This window comes from Comamonas sp. wu1-DMT, assembly GCF_040187805.1.
GTDB lineage: Bacteria > Pseudomonadota > Gammaproteobacteria > Burkholderiales > Burkholderiaceae_C > Comamonas > Comamonas thiooxydans.
Genome location: NZ_JBANEM010000001.1, coordinates 381,047 through 398,416, shown reverse-complemented (window position 1 = coordinate 398,416; position 17,370 = coordinate 381,047). Strand labels below are relative to the sequence as shown.

Genomic DNA, 17,370 nt, shown 5'->3' with positions numbered 1-17,370 from the left:
TTTGACGCCTCGCTTTGACAATGCTGTCGAGCGGGGCGATTCGGCATGATTAATCAACAGAGTGCTATGCAGAACACTATTGAGTTTGTGAACTCGCTGGGCGATGTGATCTTGCGCACTGCCGATGGAAGTTATGTGCTGGCTCAGCAGATTGACGCTAAGCCGTTGAGGGCAGCGCAGGTTCTAGAAGGTGTGCTGAATACCGTCGGTATCGAGGTTGCAACAGATACAGAAAATGGAACCGCATACGAGTTTTTCATCGCAGCCTACGGCCTGTCGCGTGATGCTGCGTTCGATGGCTTTTCATGAAGCCAGATGAACTATGCCAAATATATAGTTGCAGGTGCTGTGGCTTACTAGATGCCTTGTCATTTTGTGCTGAAGCGCGGAAGCTATTGCCACCATCGACATCAAGGAGACCGTCATGACTCAGTGGATCGAAGCCATCAAGCTCACCGAACTTCCAGAGGGCTCTATGCGCGCCATCAACGTTGGAGGTGTGGAGATTTTGCTGACCCATGTTGACGGTTCCATCCATGCGATGGGCAACCGATGTGGGCATATGAGTGCGTCACTGGCCGAAGGCGCGCTGGTTGGTCAGGTTGTGACCTGCGCATTCCACTCTGCACGATTTGACGTAACGACGGGTAAGAAGGTTTCGGATGCTGTTGTTCTTCCTCCCCCTGCAATCGACAAAGCCCCTGCGGAAATGCTGCCGTATTTGCAAAAGGCTGGACGCCTCTCTGCACCGATCAGGACTCATGACTGCCCACTCTATGACGTTATGGTGGATGGCGAAATGATCAAGGTGCAAATCGAGTAGTCAATGGGTATTTCTCTCGCGGCAACTTCTATGTTACCTAACAAAGCTGTGGGAATGAAGGCGAGCAAGCTCACGAACAATCCTGGCCTCGAGATGTTTTTGTCCTTACTAACAATTGATATCTATGTCCGATAATTTCTTTCGCTTTCACGATTTGTTTGCTCAATTGGGTCTTCCCAATTCGCCTGATGCCATCGCAGCTTTCCTCAACCAGCACCGACCATTGCCCAATGACGTGCTTTTGGCAGATGCTGATTTTTGGGATGAATCACAAGCACAGTTCATTCGTGAAAAAAAAGCTCGAAGACTCGCCGGAGTGGACTCAACTGATCGACCAGCTCAGTGAAGCGCTTCGGGAAAATTCGGGTAACCGGAACATGTTCGGATCCTGTCGCGTACTAGCTCTTTCGGGAAGTTTGCGTCATTCATCATTCAATACTGCCTTGGCCCGTGCAGCGCAGGCAATGGCACCACAAGGTATGAATGTCGAAGTCGCAACTTTGCACGGCATTCCGCTCTACGACGCGGACCTGGAAGCCAGTGACGGCATTCCGGCTGCGGTACTCAAATTGAAAGAACAGATTCTGGGAGCAGACGCTTTGCTGATGGTCACTCCTGAGTACAACAACGGTGTTCCTGGTGTCTTCAAAAATGGCATTGACTGGCTTTCGCGCGCAGATATGAAAGCCATTTTTTCCAAACGTCCAACAGGCATGATCGGCGCATCCATGGGCGGTTTTGGCACTTTGTCTTCTCAGGCCGCTTGGTTGCCTACTCTTAAAATGTTGGGCGTCACGTTGTACAGCGGCAGCTCCGTATTGGTATCTCGTGCGCAAAGTGCATTCGGTGCTCAAGGCGAGTTGTTGGATGAGTCGAGCCGCAAAAATCTGAGCGCTTATCTCGATGGTTTCAACGAATTTGTGCAACTCATCAAAATTGCTCATCTGAAATCCAGGTAAGGGGTGCACTGGGTTACGGCAGGCTCGTTCCTGAAGTGTGACGCCCAGCCCTAGAAGCAACGCTTACCATGCCTATAACTGGCGCGCAGGTCGCTCGACCTGCGATGCAGATCTCATTCGGTAGGTAGGGTATCTGTCTCTATTTTGGACAGCGATCCTTAGTGGACCTTATCCATGACGAGCCTGAAACCTACGTTGTTGCTTGCACTCCATGGATCCTGTCCTTGCCGGGCGCTGACTCGGTAGCCTTCGCAATAGTCTTCATTGCACAAGAAGGAGCCTCCACGGATTACACGTTTGGGAGCATCGCTGCGCAGACCGTCGGGGTCGAAAGAGTTGCTAGGGCCCTGGGGGTTGCTGATGTTCTGCATGCGAGCTTGTATGCTGAAGGCGTCATAGCGGTACCAGTCTGCCGCCCATTGCCAAGCATTGCCAGCCATATCGAATAGACCATATCCATTGGGCTCGTAGTTGGCGACAGGCTCTGTTCCCGGAAGGATCTTGGGCTGGGCTTGAGGGAAGCTGGCTGTTCGACTTTTCCAGATGCTGGCCATGACGTTGCCATTTGGCTCCGCAAGGGTTCCCCAGGCATAGTGTTGTTGATTCAGTCCACCTCGGGCCGCATATTCCCACTCGGCTTCAGTCGGCAAACGCTTGCCGATCCAGCGTGCGTAGGCTTGGGCGTCTTCATAGGAAACTTGAACGACCGGGTGATCGTCCTTGCCTTCAATACTGGAGTTGGGGCCGGAAGGATGGCGCCAGTCGGCGCCACCGACGTACCGCCACCACTGCATGTAGTCGCGCAGAGAAACGGGTTGTCGCGTCCCAACGAACACCGATGCGCCTGGTATCAACACTGATGAATCGGGCCGAGGTGTGCCTACTGGTAGCTGGGCCTGCAGGCTTTGCCAGTCGGGAGTCTTCTCCGCAGTGGTTACATAGCCTGTCGCATGAACGAACTCCGAGAATTGGCGGTTGGTCACATGGGTCTTGTCCATCCAAAAACCCTGGAGCTCTACCTTGTGACCCGGCATTTCGTTGGGGAGTGCCTTGCTGCTGGTGTTGCCCATGAGGAAATGGCCCGATGGTATCCAGACCATGTTTTTTGGAGCACGCAGACCATCGCCCAAGGTGCCGGCATCAGGCTCACTGGGTAATAGCTGCCAGACGGTGGTCGCTCCTATGAGTAGCAGACTGGCCGCCACCACAATGCGGCGACCATGATGCGAGGAGCGGAGCTTTTGCCGAATTTGCATTGCCGTGTCGCTGTCCGTTCAATCTTGCCCAGGATTGAGAATTTGGTGAGGGGTGCGTTTGCGCCAGTCAAAGTAACCAAATAGCTGATCATCCAGGTACTTGTAATCCCAGGTCATGACACGGTTGTTCTTGGCCCACTGGTCGTATCGTGCGGCCATGTCAGCCACACGCTGTGGGTACTGTTGCGCCAGGTCATGGGTTTCGCCGCGATCGGCATCGGTGTCAAATAGTTGCCAGCGCTCCTCCCCGTGAGGCTTGGGCAACCAGGAGATTTTCCAGCGTCCTTGACGATAGGCTTTGTTGCCGAAGAGCTCTTCGCCGCGCTCAAAGTCAGGCTTGCGCGCACTCTTGCTTGCTCCCAGCAAGACAGAGGCAAACGAATATCCCTTGAGTGGCTCCAGTGGTACGCCGTTTCGGTCATTGCCGCGCTGAGTGCGTGTGAGATCGGCAATGGTTGGCAGGATGTCTTCGACGCCCAGAAAGCCGTCATTGATCTTGCCCCCTGAGTTGACTGTGGGGCCTCGCACGATCATGGGAGAGATGGTTCCCCCCTCAGTCCCGACCATTTTGAACAATTTGAATGGTGCCGCACTGGCGCTAGCCCAGCCGGGGCCTACGCCTGCAAACGACAGGGGTTGGCCTACTTTGGAGCTGGTGGTATCGAAGGTTTTCTGAATCCACTTCCCGTCGGCATTACCGGGATACAGATCCATGTAGGCCGCTGAGGGGCCGTTGTCCGAGAAGAAGAAAATCACCGTGTTGTCGTAGGCACCGCTGCGCTTGAGTGAGTCGACAACACGGCCGATATTCCAGTCCATATTGTCCAGCATGGCAGCATAGACCTCCATGAGCCGCTCCTGGCGCTTGCGCTCCGCCGGATCGAGCTGCACCCATGGCTTGAACAGTGGGGCCGTGGTGTGCATCTTTGTGCCTGCTGGAATCACTCCCATTTTTTGCATGCGTGCGAAGATCTTTTCGCGTGCCTCGTCGTAGCCGCCGGAGAACTTGCCGCGGTATTTCTTAATGAAGTCTTCTGGTGCATGCAGAGGGTCATGTACTGCCTGGAAGGCCAGATAGCCAAAAAATGGCCTGTCATTGCGCTGGGCTTCAGACAGGTAACCCAGGAACCTGTCGGTATAGATGTTGGAGGAAAATTCGCCGGTATCACGGGCAATGGGCTTGTCATCCTCTGTGAAGACCAGTTTGGGATTCACCCCCAGCAAGCCGTTGTCATCCCAATGGCTACCGCCAGGGCCGACCAGCACATAGGAGCGTTGAAATCCACGTGCTTTGGGCAATTGTTCTGGCTTGCCGCCCAGGTGCCACTTGCCCGCCATGAAGGTGGAGTAGCCCTGTTCCTGAAGCATCTCGGCAATGGTCTTAACCCTATTGTTTAAAGAGCCGATATAGCTGCCAGGGTACTTGTCCATCTCCGGCGTGCGGTATTCGCCCATGGAGCCCATGCCGGCCAGATGGTTGTCGACACCTGTGAGCAATTGAGCACGGGTGGGGGAACAGGTGGCGTGGACATGGAAATTGGTAAAGCGCATGCCCTCTTGGGCCATGGCGTTGAGGTTCGGCGTAGAAATTGCATCCTGGCCAAACGGCTCAATGTCGTTGAATCCCATATCGTCGGCCAAGATGACGATGACATTGGGAGGCTTGTTCTGGGTGCTGGTCACTTTTGCGACCGGAGCAGAAGAGGTCTGCTCAGGCATCGAACTGCCGGTACCGCATCCGCTAAGCCAGGCACAAGCAGAAAGCACGGCAGTGGCGTAAGCGACTTTGCGCAGAGCGTATTGAGCGGGCATGAATAAGCTCCTTTGGACAAAGGTTGGACAGGGGCACCTGTCCCATGACAGGTGCCTCTAGAAGACTGAATGAGAGAGGCGGCCGGTTGACGGCCTGGATGGCGAAAGAGGGCTTAGGCTTCAGTGTTGAAGATGAAGTCCTCCGGCACACTCGGCCCCCAGAGGTAAAGCGAATCTTCCGGAGGAAAGTTGCCGTCTTGCCAGACGGTGCCTGCGGGCACATAGTCGATGTCGAATGAGTACTCGGCAAACGATCCCCATGGGTCCTGCACATAGTGGAAGTAGTTGGAACCCAGCACATGGCGGCCTGTACCCCAGCCCTTGGTGTAGCCGGCGTTGCGCATCTTCTCTCCTCCTTCCCCAACGTCGTCGATGCTTGGGACATCCCAGGAGCTGTGATGCCAGCCACGCGCCGTACTGGAGGCAAATGCAACTAGGTGGTGATCGCATCCATGGCGCGCGTGCATGAAGGCCACGACATCCTGAGATCGGTCCGACAAGCGCAGGCCCAATGCATCACGATAGAAGTTGATGGAGCGGTTGATGTCCGAAGTGAACAGCAAGACGTGAGACAGGCGTGTGGGGCGCACGGTTCCGACCTCGCCGCGCATGCTCGCACCACGCCGGCCTGCAGGGTGATACCGCGGCGAGAGGTTGACGAGCTGGGTTGAGGCAGACGCCATGGAGACGGCCGCCGTGGACGGCATGGTTTTGATGCCGACCTTCAGCTGCAGCAGATTGCCATCAGGGTCCAGAAACCAGAAACCCTGTTCCGTGACATGAGCCAGATCCGGCGAAGCTGGCTTGCCGTGGTTGGCAAGTATCTGCTCGCGCAGGCTTTCGAATTCCTCGGCAAAGCAGTTCAGGCTCAGATAGGCCATGCACTTGCGATTGCCTTTGAATAGGCGCCCCCAGACATGGGGCTTGCCTGTGCAGCGCAAAGCTATCTGCTGCGAGCCGATGGCCTCGATATCCAGTCCAAAGTGCTTGTAGAAGTGCTCTGCCTCGGCCAGAGAAGGTACCTGCAAGGCGAAGTGATCTATGGAGTGAACGCCAAAGCGGGATTCATGAGCTTGGTTCCAGGACATGTGTGTCTCCTCTTTTTCCGGGCTCACGCTGCTGCGGAAGCTTTGGCCGGCAATGCCAATATCTGCTGCAGCACTTGCTCCAAGGTCTGAGCGGGCTGAGTACAGGAGTCGATCTCGGCAATGCGCCATGCGACGTGACGGTCGGGCCGTACAAGCAAGGCACCGCTGTCGCTGATGTCGCTGAGCTGCTGCCAGCGGCCATATACATCCTGCGCATCGCAGTCCGGGCCACCAATCGAAATCACCTGCAGCGGTACGTCCAGGTTTTTCTGCACCTGGGATGCGGCCCCGCGCCACGCATCGCCGCCGATACCGACGATGAGCGTGAAGCGGCCCTGTCCAACCAGGTCCAGCGTGGAGAGGCTTTCCTGGCCGCGCTGCAGCCATGCATGGGGGAGGCTGCGCCCGGGAAAGGTACTGGCCTGGTAGTACAGTTCGGGATCGCGCAGTGGCACGGGCGCGGTGCGGCCATCGGCCACAACGGCATCAGAGGCGTAGCACTGCCCCAGTTCGACGCCGTGGCAATTGAACTGGTAGTTCTGCAACTGCACGGCCTCCTGCAGGGCTTTGCGGCGGGATCGCCCGCGTGCGCTGTCGCTGAACAGCTCGCGTACGTTGGCCCAGCCTGCCTCCTTGTCTTGTCCTGGGGCAAAACCCATGGCATTGGAGATCGGCAGCATGTTACGCACGGACTTCATGGCTCGCTCCACCACCTTCTGGCCGACGGGCTGGCGCTCTGCACTGTAGGAGTCGAGCAGGGCGGGGCTGGCCTTTCCTTGAAGCACATAGGCCAGCTTCCAGGCGAGGTTGAAGCTGTCCTGTACGCAGGTGTTGGTGCCCAGGCCATTGGCTGGCGGGTGGCGATGCGCCGCATTGCCCGCGATGAGCACGCGCCCCTTGTTCATGGTCTTGGCATGCACCTGATTGATGGTCCATTTGGAGACGGCCTTGATCTTGACCTGAACCTGTGGATCTCCAATGGTGGACTGTGCACGTTCGATCAGCGCCTGTTCGCTCAGGTCGGGCTCGCCCTGGCTGGGGTCGTACATGAACAGCAGCACCCACTCGGTAAACGGCTTGACGCAGATCCAGGTGCCGCTACCCACCCAGTAGTTGTTGCCGGGCTGGGTCATCCAGTACAAGGTGCCGGGGCGGTGCGCCGTGTATTGGGTCAGGTCCGCCTCCAGCCACACATTGATGGCGGCACCCAGGCCCATCTGGCCCTCGGTTTCAAAACCTATGGACTGGCAGACCACGCTGTTGTCGCCGTCGGCGCCAATCGCATATTGCGAGACTATCTCAAACTCCTCGCCGGTGATCCGGTCGCGGCAGACGGCATAGACGCGCTGGGCATCCTGGCGCATGGAGAGCAGCTCGGTATTGAACAGAAACTCGCCACCCAGATCGCGGGCATGGGCGAGCAGGACCGGCTCCATCACATGCTGGGGGATGTTGCACATTGATGAAGGGCTGGCCAGCTCATAGTCCATGCGCCGTTCCGGACCGGAACCCCAGGTTTGCAGGCGCGCGATCTCGGAGCCTGCGAAGCTGGTGGCCCAGATGTTGTTGCTCATCAGGGCGTTGGGCGTGGCCGCGGCCTTGACCTTGTCCTCGATACCCAGGTCGCGGAACACCTCCATGGTCCGTTGGTTGGTGATGTGAGCACGCGGGGAGTTCGCGGTTCCCGGATAGCGGGTGATGGTGAGCGTCTTGACGCCATAGCGGGCGAGGAGCCCGGTGGCGGTGAGCCCCGTGGGGCCAGCTCCGACGATCAGCACCGGAGTTTCGATTTGGCGCATGGTGTCTCCTTTTTTCTGGCCGCTGGCTCAGACGGCCTGTTCGTCGCGGATGTCGTTGCGCAGCAGTCCCAGCTGCTCGATCTCGACCTCCACCACATCGCCGTGCCTCATATAGAGCTTCGGGGTGCGGCCAAAACCTACACCTGCAGGCGTGCCCGAGAAAATTACATCGCCGGCCTGCAGTGTGATGGCCTCGCTGATCGTGGAAATCACCGTAGCCACATCGAAGAGCATGTCACGCGTGTTGGACGATTGCACTGTTTCACCGTTAAGACGGGTTTCAATTTTCAGGCCGCTACCGCCAGGAGGCAGCTCATCGGCGGTCACGATGAAAGGGCCGAAGGTGCCGGTGCCATCGAAGTTCTTGCCCACCGTCCACTGCGGAGACTTGAACTGGTACTCGCGCACGGAGATTTCATTGCCAACTGCATAGCCGAATACGCAGTCCAGTGCGTTTTCCTTGGAAATATGGCGGCCTCCCTTGGCCAGCACGACGACCATCTCGCCCTCGAAATCCAGCGAATCGCTGACCAGCGGACGCTCAACCACGGCCTGGTGCGCTCCCAGGCTGGTGGCGGCGCGCAGGAACAGCGTGGGGTAGTCGGGCTGGTCGTACGGGCTTTCCTTGGTGTGATCGGCGTAGTTCAACCCGACGCAGAAGGTTTTGGGGGGCTCGGCAATCGGGGTGGCAAAAGTGGCGCTTTGAGGGGCAACGAACTCCGTCGCCTCCGATGCAAGACGCTGGAATTCCGAGAGGCTGGTGCCGGCGCGCAGCAAGTTGCCGATGTCGGCTCCAGGTGCAGTGGGCAGCAGGGCCAAACCTTGATCGGTGAGGGCTGCCGCGTGGCGTGTGCCGTTGACGAGGAGGGTGGTGAGCTTCATGAGAGGTCCTTCTAGCTAGCAATGAGTAAATCATATATTTTTTCAAAAAAATATATATTTTAGTTTTCCCTATATAAAACCTAAAATAGCTAGCACGCCAACGAGCCACTTCAGCATGACCGCAGCCTCGGAAACCTTCAAAACCACGGCATCAGCCTTGGCTAATGGAATACGCGCAGACATCATCAGTTGCACTCTTGCGCCAGGTGCGCGCCTACGCATCAAGGATTTGTGCGAACGCTATGACAGCGGCGCGATTCCTGTGCGAGAGGCGTTGTCGCGTTTGGCGTCCAGTGGGTTTGTGATTGCAGAGGACCAAAAGGGCTTTCGAGTCGCCTCAGTCTCGGTAGATGAGCTGACGGACATCACCAACACCCGTGTCCACATCGAATGCGAGGCTCTTCGCCTGTCCATCGCAAACGGTGGCCTGGATTGGGAGGAAAAATTGGCTGGGGCCTATCACCGTCTGAGTCGGCTGCCAATGCTTGGCGAGGGACAGGGTGTCGAGCCGGAGTGGGAGAGGGCGCACGCCGCATTTCATGGCGCACTGATCAGTGCTTCTGGCTCCAGGTGGCTCAATACCTTGGCCGAACTGCTACGCGATCAGACAACCAGATATCGGCATTTGTCAGTGGCAAATCTGCATGCCGACACATCTCCAGTGCCGGTCCACGGTTTGGAGCGAGATGTTGCAGACGAACACCTGCAGTTATTGAATGCAGTGCTCGCACGCGATGTAGCGCTCGCCACGAAATTGCTTAGGGAGCACTTATGGGCAACGTCTAACCTTGTTCTCAAATTGGCACAGCCCAAGATTGGGGAAACATTGCGCTGATGGAGACATGCGTTAGGTGAGCTTCGACACTGAGTTGATCAGCCTTTTTCTAGATAATTGCAAGCTCTCATAGAGTTGCGCCTCTCGAACTCTACCGGAGGCAAACCATGGCGAAGGCGAGTGCATGGCTGTTGCAGGCCGATAGAGCCTGTCTGCCAGCTTTGATCGCTGACCCGCAGCACCAGTCTTGAGTTGTCTGCCTGGCTGCTTGCGGTCCAGACACACTTGCTAGAAAGCCGGATTCAATTCCAGCAGCAGGTTCGAGGAGCCGGGAGTCACCGAGAATGACTGACTGTAGATATCTCCAGCTTGTGGCATGGCTTGGCCGTCCAGCGACAGCCGCGCCTGCAAACGTAGCTCCGGGAATGACGACAGCGAAACTGCAGGATCGAGCAGGTTCTCCGGCCCCAGCGTGAAATGTGCCGGCAGGGAGGTCGCAGGCAGGCGCAACACTGCCACAGGCCGGGGGTGACCGTCGGCGCGAGCCACGACAAAGACCTGAGCCTTGGCCAACCGGGCTGGTTCTGATGGATTGGCCTTGGAGGCTGCCCATCGCAATTCTCCGCTCAGGCGGCTTTTGGATGCGGCCGCAGTCCTGGCAGTGCTAGTCGAACTGTCTTCAGACGCCAAAGCCTCCAGCTTGAGCAGATCATCTTGCACTCGCAGTGCCATGTCCGATCCTGGCTCCAACTGGCGCAGCAGGGCTTGCCAGTTCTTTTGTGCCTCATCCAGCTTGCCGTGGCGCGCGGCGGCACTCCCTGCAAGTGCCAGTGCCTTGGGTTGATCGGGCTGCAACATCAGTGCCTGCTTTATGGCCTCGCCGGCTTCGCCATCCAGATCACCGCCCTGCGCCGATGCCAGCGCGTCGGCCAGATTGGCCCATAACCTCGCCTGGACTTCCTCATCCGCCGCGCTACGCTGCGCTTCCTGCAAAGCCCGCCGGTACGCTTGGGCCGCAGCGTCAAAGAGCTCCATAGTTTCATAGGAGCGGGCCAGCATCACCCAGCCAGGCAGGTTCTGGGGTTGCTCCTCTAGGCGCCGGGCCAGCCCGTCCACCATGGCTTGCACCTGAGCATCCCCCACGCCGTCTCCGTGCGCGCCTGGCTGCTCCTGCGCCAGTTGCGCTGCAGCCTTGGGGTCACCCACCTGCAGGTACAAAGCGAACGCGGCGACAGGGAGCAGCACCGCCAACAACAGCGCGCTGCCACGGCGCAGCCATGGACTTTGGCGCCAGGCAACCGATGCTCGGGGTCTGTCCAGTTCGTTGAGCAGACGCCGCTGAAGTTCTTCGACCGCTTGAGCATGGTCGGTCTCGCTCAGGCGCCCGCCTGAGCGCTCCAGCTTCAACTCAGCCAACTGGGCCTGGTAGAGGCGGCGCAGCGCTTCATCAGGATCGCTGGCGGGCAATGGGACCTCGGCCAGCAAAGGCGGCAGCAGTACCGCCAGGCTCAGCAGCATCAGGGCGATGGCACCCAGCCACAACCAGTGCATCGCAGTCATGAGCTCTCCTTCTTTGCGGCCGAGTCCAGCCACTGGCGCGCACGATCACGCTGCTCAGGGGTCAGCGGGACATCCGGCACGAGCCTGCGGCGCAGTGTTCTGCGCAACAGCACAAAGCCTCCCAGCGCGGCCAGGAAGGGGCCGCTCCACAGCAGCCAGGTCGACGGCTTCCAGGGCGGGTTGTAGCGCACAAAAGCACCGTAGCGCTGCTCGAAGAAGGCGATCACCTGGTCGTTGCTTTGCCCCTGCTCGAGCTGATGGCGGATTTCCCGGCGCATGTCCTCGGCCATGGGCGCGCGCGATTCGGCCACGGTCTGGTTCTGGCAGACGACACAGCGCAGCTGAGCTGCCAGCGTCATTTCACGATCCAGCAGTTCCTGGTCTTGAGCGGTCTGCACTATCTGCCCGGCCTGGGCCAGCATTGCCATGCAGGCCAGCAGGGCCACTGTGCAGGCTGCGCCGGTGCTTCGCGGTTTCATTGGAGACTCCTGATGACCGGCAGCAGCCGATCGCGCCATATCTCGGCGGTTACCGGGCCTACATGGCGATAGCGCACGCGGCCCTGGCCGTCAATGACAAAGGTTTCCGGCACTCCCTGGATGCCGAAGTCCATGCCCACGCGGCCATCGCCGTCCATGGCCGAGGCGCGGTAGGGGTTGCCCGCCACTCGCAGCAGCGCGCGGGCCTTGTCCGGCTGATCCTTGTAGTTCAGGCCGTAGACGGCGACTGCGTCGCGCTTCGAGAGTTCGGCCAATACGGGCAGCTCCTGTCGGCAGGGTGCGCACCATGAGGCCCAGACATTGAGCAACCATGCCCGGCCTCGCAGGTCCTGCAGTTGGAGGATTTGCTGCGGGTCTTCGAGCAGAGGGCGGTCTATGGCTGGTGCGGGCTGTTCCAGAAGTGCCGAAGGCAGGGCCCGTGGGTCACGCTGCAGGCCAAGCCCGAGCATGATGGCCAAGCCTAAAAATATTGCCAGAGGCAGGACAAAGCGCATCAGGCAGCTCCTTGCAGGGCCGGAGCGCCAGACTGGCGGTGCGCTCGCTGCTTGGCCGTACGAAAACGCCGATCCATGAGGCTCAGACCAGCGCCCAGAGCCATCATCAGTGTGCCTATCCAGACCCAGTCCATGAAAGGCTTGACCTGTAGGCGCACGGTCCAGCGCAGGCCTTGATCGTCCAGTGGATCGCCCAGGGCCACGAAAACGTCGCGCGTCCAGCCGCTGTCAATGGCGGCCTGGCTTAGTGCCATGCCTTGAGCCCGATAAACTCGTTTCTCGGGAAACATGCTCCAGCTATCCCGCCCCGCTCGGCTGACGGTGAATTGGGCACGCTGCGCGTCATAGTTGGGGCCGGTGGCCGGGCCAAGGCTGTCGAAGCGGAAGCGGTAGCCACCCACCTCGGCAGTCTCACCCTGTGCCAGCGTGGTTTCGTGCCGGCTCTCCAGCCCGTCGGCCAGGCTTACCGCCAGCACGAACACGCCCGCACCAGCATGGGCCATCAGCATGCCCCACCAGCCCCAGGGCTGGCGCGACAGGCGCTGACCCAGATGGCCGATTTCCAGGCCTTGTCCCAGACGCTGCCAGATATGGACCAGTGTGCTGAGCAGGCACCACAGGCCCAGGGCCAGGCCCAGCAAGGTGGCCGGGGAAAGGCGCACACCCATCCAGCCGCCTGCCAGTGCCAGCACCGCCGAGCAGACAAGGCTCAGCACAAGGGCTACGCGAAGGCGCCGCCACAGCTCGCCAACCAGGCTGCTCTTCCAGCGCGCCACCGTGCCCACGCCCATCAGTGCCAGTGCCGGCAGCACCAAGGGCAAAAAGACGGCCTGGAAGTACGGCGGTCCCACGGAGATCTTCTCGCCGCTCAGCACATCGAGCGCCAGCGGGTACAGTGTGCCTATGAGCACCGCCAGCGCGGCGGCGGTGAAGAGCACGTTGTTGATCAGCAAAAAAGTTTCGCGCGAGAGCATGGCAAATTCCCCGGAGCCGCGGCCCAGCTCCGGTGCGCGCCAGGCGAACAGCCACAAAGAGGCACCCACAACGGCCACGATGAAGCACAGGATGAAGAGCCCCCGCCCTGGGTCCACGGCAAAGGCATGAACCGAGGTAAGCACGCCTGAGCGCACGAGAAAGGTACCCAGCAGGCTCAGTGAAAAGGCGCAGATGGCTAGCAGGGCGGACCAGCTGCGGAAGGCACCTCGCTGGTCGGTCACGATCAGCGAATGCAGCAGGGCCGTTCCCACCAGCCAGGGCATGAAAGAGGCGTTTTCCACCGGATCCCAGAACCACCAGCCTCCCCAGCCCAGCACGTAGTAAGCCCAGGCGCTGCCCAGCAGAATGCCCAGCGTCAGAAAGCCCCAGGCCGCCAGCGTCCAGGATCGCGACCAGCGCGCCCAGGCAGCCCCCAACTCGCCCGAGATCAGTGCCGCCAGCGCGAACGCAAAAGGCACGGCAAAGCCCACATAGCCCATGTACAGCAGCGGCGGATGCAGCACCATGCCGGGGTCTTGCAGCAAGGGATTGAGGTCCTTGCCTTCGGCCGCTGCGGGGATCAGGCGCGCAAACGGATTGGAGAGAAACAGCAGGAACAGCAGCAGGCCCACACTGATCCAGCCCAGCACGGCGAGCACGCGCGCCACGAAGGCCGGCGGCAGGTCTCGGCTGCGCCAGGCCACCGCCAGGGTCCAGCCCGAGAGCATGAGCTGCCACAGCAGCATGGAGCCTTCATGCCCACCCCAGAAAGCTGCCAGCTTGTAGGCCATGGGCAGGTCGCTATGCGAGTTTGCCGCCACATACAGCACCGAGAAGTCTTCGCGCCAGAAGCACCAGAACAGGCTGGCCGAGGACAGCACGCACAGTACACATAGCAGCAAGGCCGCAGGCCGGGCCAGCTTTACCCAACCCGTCAGTCCCCAGTGGGCTCCAGCCAGTGGCAGCACTGCCAGCAGTACTGCCGTGACCAGGGCCAGTACCAGAGCGAACACACCGAGTTCAGCGATCATGTACGGCCTCCCTTGGTGGCGGTATGGGCACTGTCCTGGCCGGCTTCCTTGACAGTGTCATCCCCGGCAGATTTTTCTGGTGGCTTTCCGGCGGCGTTTTTCAAGGCATGGGCCGCTTCGGGTGGCATATAGTTCTCGTCGTGCTTGGCAAGCACCTCGGAGGCCTGGAAGGCTCCGTCCGCCTGCATACGGCCCGATACCACCACACCTTTTCCCTCGCGGAACAGGTCGGGCAGCAAGCCTCGATACTGCACAGGCACACTGCGCACTTCATCGGTCACGGCAAAGCGCAGCAGCATTCCGTCGCCGCTGCGCTGCAGCGAGCCTTGCTCCACCAGGCCCCCCAGGCGAAAGGCTGCACCATGCGGAACCTCGCCCGCGTGAACCTGGCTGGGGCTGTAGAAGAACATCACATTGGAGTTGAGTGCTCGCAGCACCAGCGTGACGGCCACGGCCACCAGCGCAAGTCCTGCCAACACCCACAGCAGGCGACGCTGGCGCGGCTTCATGGGTTCTCCCTGGTTGCGAGTCCGGATGAGGCTTCAGCCTTCAGTCGACTGCTGCGCACATAAATGCTGACCAGCTCGATACACAGCGCCATCGCGCTTACACCGTAGGCCAGAGCAATGAAAAAAGCATGATCCTGCATTACAGACTCTCCTCGCGGGCTCGCTCCAGAATCAGGCAACGTGCCCGCACCAGGGCGACGGCCAGCGTATAGGCCCAGCAGGCCAGCGTCATCAGAAGCATGCCGGCCAGCATGGTGTGCGTCATGCTGGGAGCCGCATCCATGCGAATGCTTGCGCCCTGATGCAAGGTGCTCCACCACTGCACCGAGAAATAGATGATGGGAACATTGACCACGCCAGCCAGCAGCACGATGGCGCCGGCACCGTCGGCCCGACGCGAATCCTCTATGGCCGAGACCATGGCCATATAGCCCAGATACAGGAATAGCAGGATCAGCTCCGACGTCAGGCGGGCATCCCATACCCACCAGGCTCCCCAGGTCGGCTTGCCCCAGGCAGCCCCGGTCCACAAGGCGATGGCCGTGAACAACGCACCCGTAGGTGCCAGGGCCCTTGCCAGCAGGGGCGAAAGGCGGGTGCCGTAAATCAACCCCAGAGCGGCATGAACCGCAGCCACCAGATAGATGAACATGGACATCCAGGCTGCCGGCACATGCAAAAAGATGATGCGGTAGACCTCGCCTTGCTGATGATCCGTAGGTGCCAGACCAAATCCGACCCATAGACCCGCGGCGGCCAGCACGGCAGCCAGCACGGCCATCCAGGGCCAGACTCGACCCGCCCAGTGGTAAAAAATCGGGGGTGAGGTCAGTTGGCGCCATTTGCGGCCGCTGGACCCTGCTGCAGGCGTCGGTGATGCATTGGAAGTAAGGGAATTCATATCACTCCAGCGCGAGGCGCAAGGCAGCTGCTATAGCCCAGGGGCCGGCCAGTAACGCCAGGCACAGGCAGGCACCCAGCAGATTGAGTGCAGGCGCTGCACTCAGCCCTTGCTGCGCCTGGGCCACGGCATGGCTGCCAAAGATTAGGATGGGCACGCTCAGCGGTAGCACCACCAGAGCCAGCAGCAACTGCCCCCGCACACCCAGTGTCAGTGCCGCGCCCAGAGCCGCCAGCAGGCACAGGCTGGGCGTTCCCAGGGCCAGCGATGCCAGCAGAACGCCGACCACCGCTTGATCCAGGCCATACTGCCAGCCCAGTAAGGGAGCCACCAGCAACAACGGCAACACGCCCAACAACCAGTGTGCGGCCACCTTGAGGCCCACCAGCAGCGAAAGGGGCGCCGGCGCCAGCAACCACTGCTCCAGCGACCCGTCGGCCATGTCGCTCTCGAACAGCCGGTGCTGCCCCAGCAGCACGGCCAGCAAGGCTGCGACCCACACAATGCCCGGCGCAATCTGCCTCAGCAAAGCAGCGTCAGGCCCCAAAGCCAAGGGGAAAAGACTGCCTACCAGCACGAAGAAAAACAGCCCGCCCAAGGCATCTGAAGGCCTTCTAGCGGCCAACTTCAACTCTCGTGCACACACAGCTATCAGCAAGCAGCCACCTGCTCATTCATTGCCGTCCTGATCACGGAGCGGGATAAATCCAGCACCGACACCCGGGGCGTCGGCAGCACCAGGTTGCGGTGCGAAGCCACCACGGCCATTCCTCCGGAGGCCAGATGCTGCTCCAGTGCCTCGCCCAGATATTGTTCGCCTTGGACATCCAGGCAGTTGTCGGGTTCGTCCAGCAACCACAGCGGACGTTCGCCCAGCAAAACACGGGCCAGCCCCAAACGCCGACGCTGCCCCTGGGACAGGCGGCCAAAAGACCGTGCGACGACTTCCGTCAAAGACAAGGCCTGCAAAACGGCTTGCACGCGTGCTTCATTCCAGCTCACTGCCATCAGGTCCAGCGCAAAGCGCAGATTCTCCATCCCTGTCAAGGCATCGCTCATTCCTGCCTGATGTCCCATATAGGCCAGTTGCCGCTGGTAGGCCGGATCCTGGGGGGACAGCGTACCGCCGCACCACTGGAGGTTTCCAGTGCGCCATGGCAGAAGGCCGGCCAGACAACGCAGCAAGCTGCTCTTGCCCGCGCCGTTATGACCTCTGAGCATCAGCAGCTGACCGCCACCGAGTTCCAAGCCCTGATCGCGCAGCACCACCCGGCCGCCGCGTATACAACCCAGGCCGGATATGCAAAGCAATCTGGAAGCAGCCGTGTCCAAGCCATTCATCCCGCTACTGCACCGACGCAACCGAAGCCTCAGCTGGCCCCGGCACTTTCTGACCTGGCGTGTCGCTGGGGCCCTGTCCGGGAGGGATGTGAGGCAGCTTATGGGCAATGCCCTTGTGGCAGTCGATACAGGTTTTTTCCTTGCTGGCCAAATAGGTGCTGTGCATGTTCTGTGCACGCAAACTCTGCCGTGTCATATCCATGGAGTCGTAGTTATGGCAGTTGCGGCACTCCAGCGAATCGTTGGCCTTGAAGCGAGCCCACTCGTGCTGCGCCAACTCCAGCCGCTTGGCTTCGAACTTTTCAGGCGTGTCGATCGTGCCGAAGATCTTGCCCCACACTTCCTTGGAGGCCTGCATCTTGCGAGCGATCTTGTCGGTCCAGTCGTGCGGCACGTGACAGTTGGAGCACACGGCACGTACGCCCGAGCGGTTGGTGTAGTGGATCGTGCTCTTGAGCTCTGCAAACACGTTGTCCCGCATCTCATGACAACCCGTGCAGAATTTCTCCGTATTGGTCAGCTCCATGGCGGTATTGAACGCGCCCCAGAAGAGAATGCCGCCGATGAAGCCGCCGATGGTCAGAAAGCCCAGGCTGAAATGTACGCTGGGGCGGCGGATCACCGCCCAGTAGCGCTTGAGAAGTGTCAACATAGATGAGCCTCGT

Annotated in this window: 20 protein-coding genes; 5 read left to right on the top strand and 15 right to left on the bottom strand. The window is 59.9% G+C overall.

Going from position 1 to position 17,370, the window contains the following annotated elements; all coding sequences use genetic code 11:
- Positions 1-45: 45 nt before the first annotated feature.
- The 4 genes from V8Z78_RS01845 to V8Z78_RS01830 all read left to right on the top strand — a co-directional run bounded on the left by V8Z78_RS01845 (position 46) and on the right by V8Z78_RS01830 (position 1,782).
- Entirely contained in the window at positions 46-309 is a 264-nt protein-coding gene (locus V8Z78_RS01845; protein ID WP_131361387.1) for a hypothetical protein, read from the top strand.
- A gap of 115 nt (positions 310-424) precedes the next feature.
- Positions 425-823 carry a Rieske (2Fe-2S) protein gene (locus tag V8Z78_RS01840; protein WP_349730792.1) on the top strand — a complete coding sequence of 133 codons (399 nt, stop codon included), beginning with the start codon at positions 425-427 and terminating at the stop codon, positions 821-823.
- Between the two features lie 124 nt (positions 824-947).
- Positions 948-1,169, top strand: a complete 222-nt coding sequence (locus tag V8Z78_RS01835; protein ID WP_349730791.1) for a DUF2789 family protein — start codon at positions 948-950, stop codon at positions 1,167-1,169.
- A complete protein-coding gene (locus tag V8Z78_RS01830) occupies positions 1,111-1,782 on the top strand; it encodes an NADPH-dependent FMN reductase (RefSeq protein WP_349730790.1) in 672 nt (223 codons plus the stop codon). The genes V8Z78_RS01835 and V8Z78_RS01830 overlap by 59 nt, the downstream gene beginning before the upstream one ends.
- Positions 1,783-1,940: 158 nt before the next feature.
- On the opposite strand, the gene V8Z78_RS01825 is transcribed toward V8Z78_RS01830, so the two are convergent.
- The 5 genes from V8Z78_RS01825 to V8Z78_RS01805 all read right to left on the bottom strand — a co-directional run bounded on the left by V8Z78_RS01825 (position 1,941) and on the right by V8Z78_RS01805 (position 8,619).
- Positions 1,941-3,038: a formylglycine-generating enzyme family protein gene (locus V8Z78_RS01825; RefSeq protein ID WP_003070234.1), complete on the bottom strand. Its 1,098-nt coding sequence runs from the start codon at positions 3,036-3,038 to the stop codon at positions 1,941-1,943.
- 18 nt (positions 3,039-3,056) lie between these two features.
- Positions 3,057-4,850 carry an arylsulfatase gene (locus tag V8Z78_RS01820; protein WP_349730789.1) on the bottom strand — a complete coding sequence of 598 codons (1,794 nt, stop codon included), beginning with the start codon at positions 4,848-4,850 and terminating at the stop codon, positions 3,057-3,059.
- A gap of 113 nt (positions 4,851-4,963) precedes the next feature.
- Positions 4,964-5,938, bottom strand: coding sequence for a VOC family protein (locus V8Z78_RS01815; protein WP_349730788.1), 975 nt, complete (start codon positions 5,936-5,938; stop codon positions 4,964-4,966).
- A gap of 23 nt (positions 5,939-5,961) precedes the next feature.
- Positions 5,962-7,737 carry an FAD-dependent monooxygenase gene (locus V8Z78_RS01810; protein WP_349730787.1) on the bottom strand — a complete coding sequence of 592 codons (1,776 nt, stop codon included), beginning with the start codon at positions 7,735-7,737 and terminating at the stop codon, positions 5,962-5,964.
- A gap of 27 nt (positions 7,738-7,764) precedes the next feature.
- Positions 7,765-8,619 carry a fumarylacetoacetate hydrolase family protein gene (locus V8Z78_RS01805; RefSeq protein WP_057092117.1) on the bottom strand — a complete coding sequence of 285 codons (855 nt, stop codon included), beginning with the start codon at positions 8,617-8,619 and terminating at the stop codon, positions 7,765-7,767.
- Between the two features lie 115 nt (positions 8,620-8,734).
- Between V8Z78_RS01805 and V8Z78_RS01800 the strand changes: the two genes are divergently transcribed.
- Positions 8,735-9,454: a GntR family transcriptional regulator gene (locus V8Z78_RS01800; RefSeq protein WP_179626076.1), complete on the top strand. Its 720-nt coding sequence runs from the start codon at positions 8,735-8,737 to the stop codon at positions 9,452-9,454.
- 228 nt (positions 9,455-9,682) lie between these two features.
- On the opposite strand, the gene ccmI is transcribed toward V8Z78_RS01800, so the two are convergent.
- The 10 genes from ccmI to V8Z78_RS01750 are packed head-to-tail and all read right to left on the bottom strand — an operon-like array spanning position 9,683 to position 17,357.
- The gene (ccmI, locus tag V8Z78_RS01795) at positions 9,683-10,954 is read right to left on the bottom strand and encodes a c-type cytochrome biogenesis protein CcmI (protein ID WP_349730786.1); all 1,272 of its coding nucleotides are present in this window, start codon (positions 10,952-10,954) and stop codon (positions 9,683-9,685) included.
- Positions 10,951-11,433 (bottom strand): cytochrome c-type biogenesis protein, encoded by a 483-nt coding sequence (locus tag V8Z78_RS01790; protein ID WP_057092130.1) that lies wholly within the window; start codon positions 11,431-11,433, stop codon positions 10,951-10,953. The genes ccmI and V8Z78_RS01790 overlap by 4 nt, the downstream gene beginning before the upstream one ends.
- The gene (locus V8Z78_RS01785) at positions 11,430-11,948 is read right to left on the bottom strand and encodes a DsbE family thiol:disulfide interchange protein (RefSeq protein WP_057092131.1); all 519 of its coding nucleotides are present in this window, start codon (positions 11,946-11,948) and stop codon (positions 11,430-11,432) included. The genes V8Z78_RS01790 and V8Z78_RS01785 overlap by 4 nt, the downstream gene beginning before the upstream one ends.
- The gene (locus V8Z78_RS01780; protein ID WP_349730785.1) at positions 11,948-13,954 is read right to left on the bottom strand and encodes a heme lyase CcmF/NrfE family subunit; all 2,007 of its coding nucleotides are present in this window, start codon (positions 13,952-13,954) and stop codon (positions 11,948-11,950) included. The genes V8Z78_RS01785 and V8Z78_RS01780 overlap by 1 nt, the downstream gene beginning before the upstream one ends.
- Positions 13,951-14,463: a cytochrome c maturation protein CcmE gene (gene ccmE, locus V8Z78_RS01775; protein WP_280008228.1), complete on the bottom strand. Its 513-nt coding sequence runs from the start codon at positions 14,461-14,463 to the stop codon at positions 13,951-13,953. The genes V8Z78_RS01780 and ccmE overlap by 4 nt, the downstream gene beginning before the upstream one ends.
- Positions 14,460-14,603, bottom strand: coding sequence for a heme exporter protein CcmD (gene ccmD, locus V8Z78_RS01770; protein ID WP_179626081.1), 144 nt, complete (start codon positions 14,601-14,603; stop codon positions 14,460-14,462). The genes ccmE and ccmD overlap by 4 nt, the downstream gene beginning before the upstream one ends.
- Positions 14,603-15,364 (bottom strand): heme ABC transporter permease CcmC, encoded by a 762-nt coding sequence (gene ccmC, locus V8Z78_RS01765; protein ID WP_280008227.1) that lies wholly within the window; start codon positions 15,362-15,364, stop codon positions 14,603-14,605. Before ccmC ends, ccmD begins: the two co-directional genes overlap by 1 nt.
- A gap of 1 nt (position 15,365) precedes the next feature.
- Positions 15,366-15,962, bottom strand: coding sequence for a heme exporter protein CcmB (ccmB, locus tag V8Z78_RS01760; RefSeq protein ID WP_003070163.1), 597 nt, complete (start codon positions 15,960-15,962; stop codon positions 15,366-15,368).
- Positions 15,963-16,015: 53 nt separating this feature from the next.
- Positions 16,016-16,705, bottom strand: coding sequence for a heme ABC exporter ATP-binding protein CcmA (gene ccmA, locus V8Z78_RS01755; RefSeq protein ID WP_349730784.1), 690 nt, complete (start codon positions 16,703-16,705; stop codon positions 16,016-16,018).
- Positions 16,706-16,709: 4 nt separating this feature from the next.
- On the bottom strand, positions 16,710-17,357 hold the full coding sequence (locus tag V8Z78_RS01750; RefSeq protein ID WP_003070157.1) for a cytochrome c3 family protein: 648 nt from the start codon (positions 17,355-17,357) through the stop codon (positions 16,710-16,712).
- Positions 17,358-17,370 lie beyond the last annotated feature (13 nt).

Coding starts and splice junctions, on each gene's coding strand:
- V8Z78_RS01780 (WP_349730785.1), bottom strand. CDS start 13,954: ATGATCGCTGAACTCGGTGTGTTCGCTCTGGTACTGGCCCTGGTCACG.
- V8Z78_RS01800 (WP_179626076.1), top strand. CDS start 8,735: ATGACCGCAGCCTCGGAAACCTTCAAAACCACGGCATCAGCCTTGGCT.
- ccmA (WP_349730784.1), bottom strand. CDS start 16,705: ATGAATGGCTTGGACACGGCTGCTTCCAGATTGCTTTGCATATCCGGC.
- V8Z78_RS01785 (WP_057092131.1), bottom strand. CDS start 11,948: ATGCGCTTTGTCCTGCCTCTGGCAATATTTTTAGGCTTGGCCATCATG.
- V8Z78_RS01845 (WP_131361387.1), top strand. CDS start 46: ATGATTAATCAACAGAGTGCTATGCAGAACACTATTGAGTTTGTGAAC.
- V8Z78_RS01790 (WP_057092130.1), bottom strand. CDS start 11,433: ATGAAACCGCGAAGCACCGGCGCAGCCTGCACAGTGGCCCTGCTGGCC.
- ccmC (WP_280008227.1), bottom strand. CDS start 15,364: ATGAATTCCCTTACTTCCAATGCATCACCGACGCCTGCAGCAGGGTCC.
- V8Z78_RS01820 (WP_349730789.1), bottom strand. CDS start 4,850: ATGCCCGCTCAATACGCTCTGCGCAAAGTCGCTTACGCCACTGCCGTG.
- V8Z78_RS01825 (WP_003070234.1), bottom strand. CDS start 3,038: ATGCAAATTCGGCAAAAGCTCCGCTCCTCGCATCATGGTCGCCGCATT.
- ccmD (WP_179626081.1), bottom strand. CDS start 14,603: ATGCAGGATCATGCTTTTTTCATTGCTCTGGCCTACGGTGTAAGCGCG.
- V8Z78_RS01750 (WP_003070157.1), bottom strand. CDS start 17,357: ATGTTGACACTTCTCAAGCGCTACTGGGCGGTGATCCGCCGCCCCAGC.
- ccmI (WP_349730786.1), bottom strand. CDS start 10,954: ATGACTGCGATGCACTGGTTGTGGCTGGGTGCCATCGCCCTGATGCTG.
- V8Z78_RS01835 (WP_349730791.1), top strand. CDS start 948: ATGTCCGATAATTTCTTTCGCTTTCACGATTTGTTTGCTCAATTGGGT.
- V8Z78_RS01815 (WP_349730788.1), bottom strand. CDS start 5,938: ATGTCCTGGAACCAAGCTCATGAATCCCGCTTTGGCGTTCACTCCATA.
- V8Z78_RS01840 (WP_349730792.1), top strand. CDS start 425: ATGACTCAGTGGATCGAAGCCATCAAGCTCACCGAACTTCCAGAGGGC.
- V8Z78_RS01810 (WP_349730787.1), bottom strand. CDS start 7,737: ATGCGCCAAATCGAAACTCCGGTGCTGATCGTCGGAGCTGGCCCCACG.
- V8Z78_RS01805 (WP_057092117.1), bottom strand. CDS start 8,619: ATGAAGCTCACCACCCTCCTCGTCAACGGCACACGCCACGCGGCAGCC.
- ccmE (WP_280008228.1), bottom strand. CDS start 14,463: ATGAAGCCGCGCCAGCGTCGCCTGCTGTGGGTGTTGGCAGGACTTGCG.